General features: G+C 38.6%; 18 protein-coding genes. 9 read left to right on the top strand and 9 right to left on the bottom strand.

Features of this window, described 5'->3' with window-relative positions; translation table 11 throughout:
- Window position 1 precedes the first annotated feature (1 nt).
- The 5 genes from BN986_RS18860 to BN986_RS18840 all read left to right on the top strand — a co-directional run bounded on the left by BN986_RS18860 (window position 2) and on the right by BN986_RS18840 (window position 4,222).
- A complete protein-coding gene (locus BN986_RS18860) occupies window positions 2–292 on the top strand; it encodes a PTS sugar transporter subunit IIB (RefSeq protein WP_040983058.1) in 291 nt (96 codons plus the stop codon).
- A 16-nt stretch (window positions 293–308) separates the two neighbouring features.
- Window positions 309–1,592 carry a PTS sugar transporter subunit IIC gene (locus tag BN986_RS18855; RefSeq protein ID WP_040983056.1) on the top strand — a complete coding sequence of 428 codons (1,284 nt, stop codon included), beginning with the start codon at window positions 309–311 and terminating at the stop codon, window positions 1,590–1,592.
- A 15-nt stretch (window positions 1,593–1,607) separates the two neighbouring features.
- Window positions 1,608–1,991: a tetratricopeptide repeat protein gene (locus BN986_RS18850; RefSeq protein ID WP_040983054.1), complete on the top strand. Its 384-nt coding sequence runs from the start codon at window positions 1,608–1,610 to the stop codon at window positions 1,989–1,991.
- Between the two features lie 14 nt (window positions 1,992–2,005).
- Window positions 2,006–2,845, top strand: a complete 840-nt coding sequence (locus tag BN986_RS18845; protein ID WP_244445046.1) for a class II fructose-bisphosphate aldolase — start codon at window positions 2,006–2,008, stop codon at window positions 2,843–2,845.
- 138 nt (window positions 2,846–2,983) lie between these two features.
- Window positions 2,984–4,222 (top strand): IS256 family transposase, encoded by a 1,239-nt coding sequence (locus BN986_RS18840; protein WP_040982718.1) that lies wholly within the window; start codon window positions 2,984–2,986, stop codon window positions 4,220–4,222.
- Between the two features lie 156 nt (window positions 4,223–4,378).
- Here the strand turns inward: BN986_RS18840 and BN986_RS18835 are convergent, their stop codons facing one another.
- On the bottom strand, window positions 4,379–4,846 hold the full coding sequence (locus tag BN986_RS18835) for a GNAT family N-acetyltransferase (protein WP_074435717.1): 468 nt from the start codon (window positions 4,844–4,846) through the stop codon (window positions 4,379–4,381).
- Between the two features lie 230 nt (window positions 4,847–5,076).
- Here BN986_RS18835 and BN986_RS18830 point away from each other — a divergent pair, with 230 nt between their 5' ends.
- The 4 genes from BN986_RS18830 (at window position 5,077) to BN986_RS18815 (ending at window position 8,821) form a co-directional block, all read left to right on the top strand.
- Window positions 5,077–5,286, top strand: coding sequence for a zinc ribbon domain-containing protein (locus tag BN986_RS18830; protein WP_040983050.1), 210 nt, complete (start codon window positions 5,077–5,079; stop codon window positions 5,284–5,286).
- Between the two features lie 237 nt (window positions 5,287–5,523).
- Window positions 5,524–5,991: a DinB family protein gene (locus BN986_RS18825; RefSeq protein WP_040983048.1), complete on the top strand. Its 468-nt coding sequence runs from the start codon at window positions 5,524–5,526 to the stop codon at window positions 5,989–5,991.
- Between the two features lie 141 nt (window positions 5,992–6,132).
- Window positions 6,133–7,365, top strand: a complete 1,233-nt coding sequence (locus tag BN986_RS18820) for a CynX/NimT family MFS transporter (RefSeq protein WP_040983046.1) — start codon at window positions 6,133–6,135, stop codon at window positions 7,363–7,365.
- 226 nt (window positions 7,366–7,591) lie between these two features.
- Window positions 7,592–8,821 (top strand): CynX/NimT family MFS transporter, encoded by a 1,230-nt coding sequence (locus tag BN986_RS18815; protein WP_040983045.1) that lies wholly within the window; start codon window positions 7,592–7,594, stop codon window positions 8,819–8,821.
- 201 nt (window positions 8,822–9,022) lie between these two features.
- On the opposite strand, the gene mdh is transcribed toward BN986_RS18815, so the two are convergent.
- From mdh to BN986_RS18775, 8 genes are all read right to left on the bottom strand, one after another.
- On the bottom strand, window positions 9,023–9,970 hold the full coding sequence (mdh, locus tag BN986_RS18810; protein WP_040983043.1) for a malate dehydrogenase: 948 nt from the start codon (window positions 9,968–9,970) through the stop codon (window positions 9,023–9,025).
- 87 nt (window positions 9,971–10,057) lie between these two features.
- Window positions 10,058–10,336 carry a BMC domain-containing protein gene (locus tag BN986_RS18805; RefSeq protein ID WP_040983042.1) on the bottom strand — a complete coding sequence of 93 codons (279 nt, stop codon included), beginning with the start codon at window positions 10,334–10,336 and terminating at the stop codon, window positions 10,058–10,060.
- A gap of 18 nt (window positions 10,337–10,354) precedes the next feature.
- Window positions 10,355–11,878, bottom strand: a complete 1,524-nt coding sequence (locus tag BN986_RS18800; RefSeq protein ID WP_052400928.1) for an aldehyde dehydrogenase family protein — start codon at window positions 11,876–11,878, stop codon at window positions 10,355–10,357.
- Between the two features lie 20 nt (window positions 11,879–11,898).
- A complete protein-coding gene (locus BN986_RS18795; protein WP_040983040.1) occupies window positions 11,899–12,105 on the bottom strand; it encodes a hypothetical protein in 207 nt (68 codons plus the stop codon).
- A 31-nt stretch (window positions 12,106–12,136) separates the two neighbouring features.
- Complete coding sequence (locus BN986_RS18790) at window positions 12,137–12,658, bottom strand: EutP/PduV family microcompartment system protein (RefSeq protein ID WP_040983038.1); 522 nt, start codon at window positions 12,656–12,658, stop codon at window positions 12,137–12,139.
- Between the two features lie 23 nt (window positions 12,659–12,681).
- Entirely contained in the window at window positions 12,682–13,020 is a 339-nt protein-coding gene (gene eutS, locus BN986_RS18785) for an ethanolamine utilization microcompartment protein EutS (protein ID WP_040983036.1), read from the bottom strand.
- A gap of 55 nt (window positions 13,021–13,075) precedes the next feature.
- Window positions 13,076–14,197: an ethanolamine utilization protein EutH gene (gene eutH, locus BN986_RS18780; RefSeq protein ID WP_040983034.1), complete on the bottom strand. Its 1,122-nt coding sequence runs from the start codon at window positions 14,195–14,197 to the stop codon at window positions 13,076–13,078.
- A gap of 29 nt (window positions 14,198–14,226) precedes the next feature.
- Entirely contained in the window at window positions 14,227–14,496 is a 270-nt protein-coding gene (locus tag BN986_RS18775) for a EutN/CcmL family microcompartment protein (protein WP_040983031.1), read from the bottom strand.
- Window positions 14,497–14,642: the final 146 nt, after the last annotated feature.

The following is a 14,642-nucleotide window of genomic DNA, read 5'->3' as shown; positions in this document are numbered from 1 at the left end:
CATGTTACAAATTTTAGTCGTATGCGGAGCCGGATTAGGAAGCAGCTTTGCTTGTCAAATGAGCGTTGAAACAGTACTTAAGGAGTTAAATGTTCAAGCCAAGGTTGATCACTCTGATATCGCTTCTGCCGCTGGCACAAACGCAGATATCATTATCTCAGGACAAAATTTCAAGGAACAATTTTCTAGATATGATTTATCACAAGACCTTATTTTTCTTGAAAGATTGGTAGATAAAGAAGAAATCAGAGAAAAATTAACCCCAGTTTTACAAGAAAAAGGAGAATTATAGAAAGGGATGATCTGAGATGTCCATTCTTAACTTTATTATTGAAAGTATTCTCACACAGGCAGCTATTACAATTGGCTTAATCGCGTTTATTGGATTACTTCTCCAACGTAAGCAATTTGGCGAAGTAATGTCTGGCAGTTTTAAAACAATGCTTGGGTTTATGGTTCTATCAGCTGGATCTGCTATTATTGTGAGCTCTCTTACCTATTTTGGAGAAATTTTCACAGAAGCATTCGGTATGCAGGGAATCGTTCCTTCCATTGAAGCAATAAATGGACAAGCGATGAATGAGCTTGGATTAGGAAATCAGATTGCATTAACGTTTCTGGCGATTTTTATATTTAACATCCTTATCGCAAGAATTACAAGATGGAAATATATTTTCCTAACAGGACAAGCAATCTTATGGATGGCAACCATGACCACTATCTTTGGCAGTGCTGCCGGATTCTCTGGAATTACACTCATTCTATTCGGAGGATTAGTTGGGGGAATCTTCGCAGTGGCAATGCCTGCTATTGCTCAACCAATTGTTCGTAAAATTACTGGATCAAATGATATTGCATTAGGTCATTTTTGTACAGTGGGATATCTTTTTGGAGCAGGAGTTTCAAAAATAGTAGGCAAAGGATCTAAATCTACAGAAGATATCAAATTCCCTAAAGGATTAAGTTTCTTATCCGATACGTATTTGTCTGTCGCTTTTGTAATGGTCCCTCTTTATATAATCACAGCAGCTTTTGCAGGTGCAGATTTTGCTTCTCAACTTTCTGGTGATACAAACTTCATTGTGCATGCATTTCTAGAAGCAGTTCAATTTGTTGTTGGTGTATACGTATTGCTTTCTGGTGTTCGTTTGCTGCTAGCAGAAATTGTTCCAGCTTTTCGCGGTATTGCATTAAAAGTAGTTCCAAATGCAAAACCAGCATTAGATTGTCCGGTACTATTCCCGTATGCCCCTAATGCTGTAACGGCTGGATTTGTTACTACTACTATCGGCACAGTAATTGCAATGTTTATATTGCCGATGTTTGGATTAGCTATGATTCTTCCAGGTATGTTGACCAACTTTTTCGCTGGTGGCACAGCAGGGATATTTATGAACGCAGTTGGCGGTCGACGAGGTGTATTAATAGGCGGAATTGCTCATGGAATATTTATCACTCTATTACCTGCACTGCTGGTTCCATATTTTAATGATTTGGGTTTTATCAACGCAACCGCAACGGATGTCGATACAGTTACTGCTGGTTTACTTATTCAATGGTTAGTTGACCCAATTATGAATATATTCAACTAGAAAGGATGAAATAATATGCCATTCTTCAAACGAAAAAAAGAGAAAGCCTCTTCTCCTAAGAAAGAAAAAGTGATAAACAGAGAAGAAATTCTTACTGAAATTGAGCAAGTAAAGCAAGAGCTTAACGAAGCTGACAATGAGAATAAAATTTCATATTTAAATAAAATTGGGAGTCTTTATTTGGAAATAGAAGATTATGATCAAGCAATCTCTTATTATGAAACAAGTATTTCAGAAAAACCGGAAATGGGGAAAGCGTTTACTGATCTGACAAAACTTTATAATATCAAGCGAAAAGAAGCTTCTGAACAAAATGATAATGAAAAAGTACAGCATTACCTTGCCAAATCAGATGAATTAATGAAATTAACAAAAGATACCATTCGGGGAAATATATAAGGAGGAAAATGATAATGAAAAACTTGACTGAATTGTTTAATGAAAATGATGGAAAAAGAGCGATTGGTTCCTTTAATGTCCACTGCCTTGAAATGCTCCCAGCCATGATTGAAGGAGCAAAAGAATTAAATGTACCAATTATTATTCAAACTTCACCTGGAACAGCAGAGTATATTGGATTGGACTTACTTGTTTCATCTATCCAAACTTTGAGTGAGAGGAATAACGTAGATGTTTGTCTGCATATGGACCACTGCACTGATATTCAGGTAATCAAACGTGCTATTGACACTGGTTATACTTCCGTAATGTACGATGGCTCAAGCTTGCCATTAGAAGAGAATATTAAGAACACACAAGAAGTTGTAGCCTATGCAAAAGAAAGAAGCGTCTCCGTCGAAGGGGAAGTTGGTGCCATTGGTGGTGCTGAAGATGGAATTGTCGTAAGCGAAGAAGAAGCTATTTATACAGATCCTAAAGACGCTTATCAATTTGTAAGAGAAACCAAAGTAGATGCCATTGCAGTAGCTATTGGAACGGCACATGGGTTGTATAACTCAAAAGCTAAGCTTAACTTTCAATTGTTAGAAGAACTAGCGGATAATTTAAATAATGTAGGTTTAGTTTTACACGGGGGTACGGGTGTCTCTGAAGCAGACATGAAAAAATGTGTAGCTCTTGGGATGAAGAAAGTAAATGTAGGAACAGAGTTAAATAAATCTTATATAGATAATGTTAATCATGCTTTTTCTCAAGCAACTCCTTTAACGTCACTTCGTAAGCTGTTTATACCGGCAAACCAGCATATTAAGGAGATTGTTAAAGAGAAAAGTGAGCTTTTTCAATTAGTGTAAAAGGAGATTTCATTCCACAGGAGTTGGCATCCTGGGAGTGTAAACTAAACTGTGTAAGTAAGAGAGCGTACGGCTCTTACTACGCAGTTTAGTTTTTTATTGTTAGAATAAATATATAACGATTGGGAGGTTATTCTATTGTCTAAGTCAAAGCGAGAAGAGAAATCAGCTGAATTAGCCAAACAAATTCTAGAAAACTACCAACCAGAGAACGTAGAAGACATGCAAAACGCATTGAAAGACATTTTTGGGCCGATGTTTGAGTCCATGTTGAAAGGTGAAATGAATCATCATTTAGGTTATGAATCCAATGATAAAACAGAAAAAACAACAGAGAATAGACGAAATGGTTATGGTAAGAAGACCATTAAAACAAGCTCAGGAGAAGTAGATATCAAGGTACCAAGAGATCGAGACGGCTCCTATAAACCGGAACTGATACCGAAACGAAAAAAAGATGTATCAGCCATTGAAAATAAAGTGATTTCCATGTACGCACGAGGCATGTCCCAGCGAGATATTTCCTCCACCATTGAGGATATTTATGGCTTTTCTGTCTCTCATGAAATGGTATCGGACATTACCGACCAAGTTCTTCCTGATTTGGAAGAATGGCAGGATCGTCCCTTGAGTAACTGTTATGCCTTTGTTTTTGTTGATTGTATGTATACCACCATCCGCAACCAATATGAAACAAGGAAATATGCAGTCTATACCATTCTGGGCTACACCATCGAAGGAGAGAAAGAAATACTTGGATTATGGTTAAACGAGACAGAAAGCAAGCATAAGTGGATGCAGATTTTTGATGAAATCAAAGCGAGAGGTGTAGAAGATATTTTCTTTCTATCGATAGATGGAGTGAGTGGCTTAGAAGAAGGTGCACGAGCTATTTTCCCTGAAGTCATTGTGCAGCGTTGTATGGTTCATTTAATTCGTAACTCGATCAGATACGTGCCAAGCAAAGATTACAAGGCTTTCACCAAAGCTTTAAGAAAAGTCTATGGAGCACCAAGTCTCAAGGCTTGTTTAAATGCCTTTGAATCCTTTAAACAACAATGGGCGACTTACCAGGGCGCGATTGATGTATGGACAAGGAATTTTAGTCATGTAGAGCAGCTTTATGATTATGGAAGTGCCATCCGGAAAGTCATGTACACCACAAACGCTGTAGAAAGCGTCCATTCCAGTTTTAGAAAAGTAACGAAAAAAGGAGCATTCCCTAACGAGAACGCTCTGTTAAAAGTGTTATTTTTACGGATCAGAGAACTGGAATCCAAGTGGGAAGGCGGCCATATCCAAAACTGGGCAATGGTCATGAACCAACTTCTACTTCATGATGAACTGAAAGATAGAGTGTTAAAGTACCTTGAGTGAATGGGAACTTACACACTTTATTTGACAAACCCGGCATCCTTCTCTCTATCAAAACTGTGACGCATTTTATTGAAAAAATCTGAGGCAAGTTACATTCTTTCGTCCAAACGATTAAGTTTAAACCGTTTGGACGATTATTTTTATGGCTTCTCCTATTTAGGCTAGAACATTTTCGCTGATATCCTTCCATTCATACACAAGCAGATCCAGCACATTACCATCAATCTGAATACCCTTCTCTTCAACAAGTTCTGCTCCCATTCTTTCATAAAATAGCCTGCTATCATTTCCAACTAGGACCCCAACTTGAATAGTGTGAATAGATTGTTCTAAAAATCGTTGAAAGCATTTCAATAATAGCGCTTTTCCTATCCCTTTTCCTTGCCAGTTTTTCAGTAAATAGATAGCTGTCACTTCACCTACTGCAGATTTCTTGATAAACATATTTAAATATCCCACAACCGTTTCTTCTTCATCTACAGCTACAAATGTAGTACTGTTACCAGCTCGAATGATATTTTCCCATTTCTCTTTCTTATCCTTTACAGAAAGGTTCCGTAAAACTGTTTCAGACATTAGCCCCCGGTAGGTTGTCTGCCAGCTCTCTACATTCACTTTCCCCATTCCACTTGCATCAGAAATTATTGCTTCTCGAATGTAAACTATCTTATTCCCCCTTTTACTTTTTATGCTTCATCTATTGTCTAATTTTTCTATGGTTTATTATTAAAATTATTCCTGATTGATATATGATTATAACAAATATTTTCATTTTTTTGTAAATAAAATAAGTTTAAAGCATTTGAAACAAAGTAATAGCTGTACACGTAGATATTTATAAAGAGGTGATTAAGTTGAAAACTGGAGAAGGTTGTATCAAATGTGGCAGTCAAAATGCAGACAAAAAAGATGTATCCATGACCGGATCGGGTTTATCTAAGGTATTTGATGTGCAGCATAATCGTTTCACAGTTGTATATTGTACAGATTGCGGGTATTCAGAATTTTATAACACAGAAAGCTCTACCGCAAGCAATGTATTTGACTTATTCTTTGGAGGATAATTTTCTCAGATAATTAATCAGACTAACAAAAGCTGAAACTCTTTCAAAGGATTTATTAACAGAAAAGAAGCATGGTCTCATATTATTCCATGTTTCTTTTTATGTGAAGATAAATTCATTCTTATCCATTTCACTGTCTTTGTGAAAATATGAATTATGGTATCATATATAATATAAAAGATATTGATATACTTAAGTGCGAATACTGCTTATTTATTATGAAAGGATTTGATGTGAATGCCCCATGCTAAAAGGGTTTTGTTAGATCAATTATTAGCAAATGCGAATAATCAAAGTTGGTATCTTTCTTTTGAGCAGGCTGTTGAAAATATCACAGAGGAAGAAGCAGGCTGGAAACCAAACGCAAACAGCCATAGTATTGCTGAACTTACGTATCACCTTATTTACTGGAATCAAGTATGGCAAAAGCGTTATGAACAAGCTGACGTTCATGCAGTAGAGACATTAGAAGACAATACAAATACCTTCCATGCCCCTAAGGGAAAATCTTTTTCTGATTTAACAAATGACTTATTACGTATTCTTTTGCATTGGCAAAAAATGATTACTAGTGAACATAAATTAGATTCTAAAGTAAAAGGATTCCCTGTAGAGGCAGAATGGTGGGCTTTAATCAGCAATGCAGCCACACATAATGCCTACCATATTGGACAAATTGTTTATTTAAGAAAAATGCAAAAATAACTTACTTAAATGGCTTAGTTATGTTGCTTACGTAAAAATATCATTATCTCTCAGATATAAAAGCCTCTTTACAACTGCACATATTCTTTGATAGAATATTTTCTTGTGTATTTTAAAATACGTTGTAAAGGAATTGTTTTGATGCATTACTCAAAAAAAGCTTTATTAAATAAATATTATCTATTTTTATTACTCTTAGCTATTTTACTAATTGCGGCAACCTTACGTTCTCCAATTACGTCTGTAGGACCGCTTATTCCCTTTTTCCGCGGTGAACTGGAAGCTTCCAATGCGGTGATTGGATTAATTAATACCCTGCCATTGCTTGCCTTTGGCTTGTTCTCTCCTTTTGTACCAAGGCTATCGAGTAAGTTTGGTATGGAGTTTACTTTGTTAATTGCTATGATTTTCCTCTCCATTGGCGTATTTATTAGGGCCAGTGGCGGCATAGAGCTATTACTTTTCGGGACGCTCTTAACCGGAATGGCTATCGCTGTTGGAAATATACTCATGCCAGGGTTAATTAAATCAACTTTCCCTTACCGGATGGGGCTGATGACAGGACTTTATTCTGTATCCATGAATTTATTTGGAGCTCTCGCTTCTGGTATTTCCGTACCAATCGCTTCTATAGCTGTATTTGATTGGCGAAATGCCATGCAAATATGGAGTATTCTTTCTTTAGCTGCCGTGATTGTTTTATTACTTCGTCTTCCTATGATGCGTTCAGGTGAAAAAAAAGTGTTTGTTAATGTAAAAAGTCAGCCCTCTAAGGCTATTTTCAAATCAAAAATTGCCTGGGCCGTGACATTTTTTATGGGGCTGCAATCACTTATTCCATACAGCTTATTTACGTGGTTACCTGATATTTTTCTTGCAAAAGGATTTGATGAAAGTGAAGCCGGATGGTTAATTGCTATTTACCAATTTGGACTTATTCCAACAACATTTATTGCGCCGATTTTGGCCGGACGGATGCAAAATCAACGGCTGATTGGCTGCAGCGCCGGTTTATTATTTTTCTTCGGTTTATTGGGAGTTGCTTTCACTTCAACTCATTTAATTATTGTCTTTCTTATACTAGCCGGTATCGGGGCAGGGACTGCTTTTAGTGTAGCTATGATGTTCTTTGTGCTGCGTACTAATTCTGCGATGGAATCTGCGCAATTATCCGGCATGGCTCAATCCATTGGGTATATGGTTGCTTCCACCGGTCCGCTTTTTCTCGGAACCATTGCTGAGAAGACCGGAGGCTGGGCTGTACCATTTGCTATTTTAATGGCGGTCGCTTTATGCATCGCTTTCCTCGGCTTAATTGCAGGAAAGGATGAAAAAGTTTCTTTTGAATCTAATAAAGAAGCTGCTGTAAAATAATGTTTTAGGTAAAATAAAGAGGCACTTATTAAAAATGTTTTTGGTTTACATTTAATAAGTGTCTCTATTTCTATCCACAATACTATTTTATTAATCTTTCACTCCTTCCGTATTATCTTATACAGAAATATTCATTTGATATGAAGATATCTTTACAATTGCTTGGCTTCTTTGTTAAGATGATCCTTTATATATTTTTTAAACACGTTATAAAGGAATTGTTCTTATGCCTCTTTCTAAGAAAACTTTTACTAAAAGGTATTATCTATTTCTATTACTCTTAGCTATCTTACTTGTTGCAGCAACGTTACGTTCTCCAATGACATCTGTTGGACCACTTATTCCTCTTTACCGGGGGGAATTAGGAGCTTCCAATACAATGGTTGGACTGGTCAATACACTTCCATTACTTACTTTTGGTATATTTTCACCTTTTGTACCGAAGATATCCAGAAAATATGGGATGGAGATGACGCTTTTAATAGCTATGATTATCCTATCCTTTGGTATATTTATTCGGGCAAGTGGTGGAATAAATTTATTACTTTTTGGGACACTTTTAATGGGAATGGCTATCGCTGTTGGAAATATCCTCATGCCAGGATTAATTAAATCAAGCTTTCCTTACCGAATCGGCTTAATGACAGGGCTGTATTCCGTCTCCATGAATGTATTTGGAGCACTTGCCTCTGGCATCTCTGTTCCGATTGCTTCCATATCCGGGTTCGACTGGCGGAATGCGATGCAGATTTGGAGCTTCCTTTCTATATTAGCTGTTGTCGTCTTATTACTTCGGCTTCCAATCAGTCGTTCCAGCAGAAAAAAAGTGTTTGCAGAGGTAAAGGACCAGCCGTCTCAAGCGATCTTCAAATCGAAAATTGCCTGGGCGATTACGTTTTTTATGGGGTTGCAATCATTGATACCAAATAGTTTATTCACTTGGCTTCCTGATATTTTACTCACAAAAGGATTTAATGAAAGTGAAGCTGGCTGGTTTATTGCTATTTGTCAGGCCGGGCTGATTCCAGCGACGTTTATTGTTCCTATCTTAGCTGACAAGATGCAGAATCAACGCCTAATTGGCTTCGGTTCTGGTTTACTCTTTTTCGTTGGTGTATTAGGAATCGCTTTCACTTCATCACATATCATTATTGGCTTTCTTATCTTGACTGGTATTGGTGCAGGAGCTGCTTTCAGTTTATCCATGATGTTCTTTGTCCTCCGCACTAATACGATCGCAGAATCTGCACAGCTCTCCAGTATGGCGCAATCTATCGGGTACATTATCGCCGCTGCCGGTCCGCTCTTTCTCGGAACAATCTCTGAAATGACTGGAGGCTGGACAGTACCTTTTATCATTTTACTAACTGCAGCTCTTTGTATTGCTTTTCTTGGAGATATTGCAGGCAGAAATCAAAAGATTTTTTCTGAATCTGCAGATACACCAGCAAACTAAAATCCTATAATAAAACGAAACTTCACTCAGTGGGAGTTTTCGTTCTTCTCCCACTGAGTTAGCCTAAGTGATTCAGGGAGGTAGCGTCCGTTATCTCCCGCCTAAATAAATTTATTTTTACGCTTTATTTTGAGGCGGGAGTTTTACGGACGGTTCTCCGTGATAAAATGAGACCGGAGAAATTTACTCCGGTCTCATTTTTTATTTATCAAGCGGAAGAGATGCAATAACCTGCTTCACATCATCTGCTGATTGATTTAACTGTTGCTTTTCTTCATCTGTTAATGGGAGTTCAATCACACTTTCAATCCCTTTGCCACCAAGAACGGTCGGCACTCCTAAATAAATATCACTGTAGCCGTATTCTCCTTCTAAAAACGCGATGGATGGTAATATGCGTTTCTTATCTTTTACAATCGCCTCTGCCATTTCAACAAGGGAGGCAGCAGGAGCATAATAAGCACTTCCATTACCAAGAAGATTTACAATTTCTCCTCCGCCTTTTCGAGTTCGTTCCACAATCGCATCCAGCTTTTCCTTTGGCAATAAATTGCTGATTGGTATACCACCTACATTGGAATAGCGGATTAACGGAACCATGCTGTCTCCATGGCCGCCAAGCACAAACCCAGTGACATCCTCTACAGAAAGTTCTAACGCTTCTGCCACAAATGTATTAAAACGCGCAGTATCTAAAACGCCGGATTGACCAATTACCCGATTCTTTGGAAATCCAGTCGTTTTAAAGCAAGTATACGTCATCGCATCTACAGGATTACTTAATACTAAAATGTAGCTTTCTGGAGCATAGCGGACAATTTTCTTCGAGATATCCACCATAATATCCGCATTAATTGCGACAAGGTCATCACGGCTCATCCCTGGTTTTCTGGCAATTCCTGCAGTAATAATTACCATATCCGCATCTTTTATATCTTCATAATCTGATGTGCCAATAACTTTCCCATTAAACTTTTCTACAGGTCCTGACTCTAACATATCCAAAGCTTTTCCTTTTGTTGGATTCTCCTGATCAGGAATATCTACTAAAACAACATCCCCTAACTCCTTTTGAGCGAGTAAAAAAGCTGTTGTTGCGCCAGTAAATCCTGCACCGATTACTGCAAATTTTCTTCGTTTAAAAGTCAATGTAAGTCCCTCCTTGTTATGTATTTCCTTCTTTTCATAGATTTAAAGAAGATAGGTGCTCCCGCATGGAAACACCTATTCCTTCTATTAATCTGGAAGAATATCAGATAATTCGCTATGCGGACGTGGAATGACATGCACAGATAATAATTCTCCAACACGGTTTGCTGCTTCACTTCCAGCATCGGTAGCTGCTTTTACTGCCCCTACATCTCCACTAACAAGGACCGTTACTAAGCCTGCACCAATTTGTTCCTTCCCGATTAAATTCACATTCGCAGCCTTTACCATCGCATCTGCTGCTTCAATTGCCCCTACTAATCCTTTTGTTTCTACCATTCCTAGTGCTCCATTTACTTTACCCATTTTAAATTCCTCCTTAAATTATGATTGATTTTGATATTCTGTTAAAACCTGTTTTACAAGCTGTTCTATCTTTGCTTTATCAATCCCCTCAGCAGCTACTCCAGATTTTTCAACTGCATCCTTCATCAAACTTTCTACTTGTTTGTTTGACTCTATTTTTGCATCGTTTTTTCCAGGTTGCGGAATATCTGCTTCCTTCACGCCATAAGCAATTCGTTTCACATTATAAAGGTGACGTGCCGTAATATTATCGGAACTGATATTTCCACCATATGCTCCGCAGCCTAAAGTCATGGAAGGCGCTAATGCTGTTGTTGCTCCTACTGCTCCTATCGATGATAGTGTATTTACGAGCACTCTAGAAACTGGCATTGCCTTTCCAAATTCACGGACGAGGTGATCGTCTTCCGTATGAATAGAGAAGGAATGACCTCTTCCTCCCAGATTGAGCAGCTCTAAACATCTTTTCTTTGCATCATTCGAATTTTGTGCGGTGTATAATGCAAATACCGGAGCCAGTTTTTCCAGAGAAAACGGAATATTCTTCCCTACCTGGTCCTCTTCTGCTATTAAGAGCCTCGTATTACTTGGAACGTTTAATCCTGCTAATTCGGCTATTTTTAAAGCCGACTTTCCGACAATATCTGGATTTACCTTACCTGGCCCAATGGAAATAACCTGTTCCATTTTCTTTTTCTCTTCAGCGTTACAAAAATAGGAACCATTCTTTTGCAGTTCTTTTTTCACTTGTTCGTGAATTGCCTGATCTACAACAATCGCTTGCTCTGTGGCACAAATGGTTCCATGATCAAAGGTTTTACTATCAACAACCATCTGGACGCTCTTCGCAACATTTGCTGATTTCTCAATATAGACCGGAACATTTCCAGGGCCTACTCCATATGCAGGCTTCCCTGAACTATAGGCTGCTTTAACGAGTCCTCCGCCGCCGGTTGAGAGAATTAAATTCACATCCGGATGTGTCATTAATTGATTTGTTGCCTCCATACTTGGTTCCGAAATCCAGCCAATTAATCCTTCTGGTGCACCTTCTTCTAATGCGGCCTGCATACAAACCTTCAATGTTTCAACAGTACATTTTTTAGCACGCGGATGCGGGCTGACAACGATCGCATTTCCCGACTTTAAAGCTGTCAATGTCTTAAACATTGCTGTAGAAGTTGGATTGGTTGTCGGAATAATCGCAGCTACTACACCATAAGGATAAGCGATTTCCGTTACTTTATTTTCTTTATCTTCATGAATAATCCCGATTGTTTTTTCATCTTTAATCGATTCATAAACATCTCTTGAACCGACCTGGTTTTTCAAAAGCTTGTGCTCTGCAACCCCCATGCCTGTTTCTTCTACTGCCAGCTGTGCTAACTCTTTGGATTGATGGAAAGCGGCTGTCGCAATGGCTTTCACAATAGAATCAATCTTCCATTGCGAGAATTGCATAAATTCCTGTTGTGCTTTGTTCGCTTTTTCCACTGCATCCCGCATCTCTTGAATAGAGGATAAATCTTTATCTAGTGTCAATCGTAACACTCCTTCCTTGCCTAATTTCCCTCTGTATATGGCTTAAGAATAATGATCTCATCCCGCTTGTATTCCACCTCTTCCACCTTTTGTTCTATAGGAGCTGGAGGCGGACTTTCATGAGGCCATATTTTAACCGTTGCTTCTTTATCAACGTTTTCTTCTTTTATTTCTTCTAAGACGGTGACAACCATTTTCGTTACTTTTTCTACAAGCTCTCTATCCATCTTATTTCTCCTTCCTACCCTGCTGTTACCTTTAAGTTTTAGCATTTTCATAGAAGATTAGATTCTCAGATGGGTGATTGGTAACATACGCTCTCATTTCATCTAATGACTCACACTCCACAAGAGCAGGAATGACATCTATCCCTTCCTCTGTATAAGCAGATGTAATCACAATTGGTCCTTTAACAATGGCTTTTTTTAATAAATGGATTGCCCGTTCTATATTTGCTTCCCTTGCATCTGCCTTTGTAACGACACCAATTGGCATTTTGTTAATTCCTAAGCTGAATCCAGGTGCAAAAATCGTCTTTTCATTTGTTGCATCCTGTACAAATAATACATGTGTTATCTCAAGGGAGGTTGCCATAATACTCCGATAATGTAAGGGATTCTCTGTATATTCACCCGGTGTGTCAACAATCCAGTCTTCATAAATTAAAGACTGTGTTTTCATTTTTTTAGGCTGCCTCTCTCTACCAAAAAGCGCTTCTTTTAAAGTCGTCTTTCCAGCATCGATTCCACCTAAAATCATGGCTCGATTTTTCAATGGCATTCATACTTCCTCCCCTCAGAATTTTAAGATTTTGTAATGGCTGCAGGAGTATAATGTAAGATTTCTTCTAAAAATTCATTAACGTCATTTAACGCTGTCTCGACTTCAGAAACACTGCCGACAATCACCAGACTGCCAGTAAACCGGTCAAGAAAGCCAATATCCACATTTGCAGCTTTTGTTGCGCGATCTCCAGCTATGATAACTGTCTCACTTGGGGTCAGTGTTAGTATCCCTAATGCTCCTGCCTGCTGAACACCTAATTTATCAAACATATCCTCGACAGGGTTGGCTATTAAATGGCTTAACGTTACTTGCTTCCCGGGGACAAACTCTTGAATAAATCTTTTTTTCTCTTCCATATGCACTCCTTCTTTCCTTCCCTTTTACTCGACAGGAAAGCTGTTTTCATATCTTTTAAGTGGCTGTTTTCTTTAATTTATTTGCTTTTTCTTCACTTTTTCCTAAAATAGCGTTTGCGATCACAATGGCAATAACAATCGCGATAATTCCTCCGGCAAACTTTCCGATAATCATTGGAAAAATCATTTCCCTGGCTACTCCAGCAGCAAATCCTAAATGATCTCCTAAAACAAAGGCCGCTGGTACAGAGAAGGCTACATTAATTACTTTCCCACGGTTGTCCATATCCTTCATCAGGTTAAACATGGCAATATTATTCGCTAGTGTTGCGACCATTCCAGCTGCAGCAACATCATTCATTCCCAGCATTTTACCCATGCCCATTAACGGTTTCTTGAATACACGCGTAATTACTTCGACCATGACAAATGCTCCAGCAAGCACAATCGCAATACTTCCAACTACTTCTATTCCTTCTTCTAAAGGAGCAATTCCAGGAATAACTGTAATGCCTGTTAAAACATCAATGATTCCGATAGCCAAGCCTGCTGTAGCAACGACAACAACACCATAACCAAAAATCGTAAAGCCTTTAATCATTTGATTTGGAATTTTCCAAAGGCCTAAAATAACAAGTGCTGCTAAAAGAAAGATCGGAATTAAATTCATGATAACCATAGAGAAGGAATAACCAGCTACTAATCCGCCAATAATTGCTCCAAAAGGAATAGCAATAAAGCCTGCCAGCATTCCTGTTGCGAGATAACGCTGATCTTCTTTCTTAATAATTCCCAGGGATACAGGGATAGAGAAAACAATCGTCGCCCCCATCATTGCCCCCAGAATAATTCCCGAGAACATCGCTGCATCCTGACTGTGTCCCAGTTCTTGAGCCAGCTGCAGACCTCCCATATCAATCGCTAATAAGCTTCCGGCAAACATGGCCGGGTCTGCACCCAGAGCGGTATAAATCGGAACAATAATCGGACTCAGCACATTTGCCAGGACAGGGGCCATAACGATAATACCAACCATCGCAAGGGCCAGAGCCCCCATTGCCATAATCCCTTCATCAAATTTATCTCCGAGACCTAACTTATTTTTAAATATTTTATCAAGCGCACCTACCACCATAAAAATAACCATAATGTAGATTACGATCTCATTGATCCCCATGCCTCTTCCCTCCCAAACTCCAGTGATTTCTATTCATCCTGAATCATATCAATCGAATCAACCACTCCTACAATAACGGAATCAATGGGCAGTCTTTCTTTTCCAAAAGCTGACCGCGCACTGCTCCCTTTTGTAACCAGAACGGTATCTCCGACTCCTGCTCCCGCTAAATCTGCCGCAACAAAGGTCGAGGCCAAATCATCATTATAGATTGGTTTAACAATTAATAGTTTCAACCCGTTTAGTTTTTCATCTTTTCTGGTCGCCCATACAGAGCCCATCACATCGCCGATGATCATACCTCATTCTCCTCACATCGTTGAATTACTAATCTATGCTTTTTCGCATAATCTACAGCCAGCGGTGTTGTAATACTATTCTGCGGGATAAGAAGTTTCTTCTTTTTCTGCATCAACAGCTTCTGTACATCTCTTTCTGTAATAAC

The organism is Oceanobacillus jeddahensis (genome assembly GCF_000750635.1).
Taxonomy (GTDB): Bacteria; Bacillota; Bacilli; order Bacillales; family Amphibacillaceae; genus Oceanobacillus; species Oceanobacillus jeddahense.
This window is presented reverse-complemented; position numbering and strand designations above follow the sequence as displayed.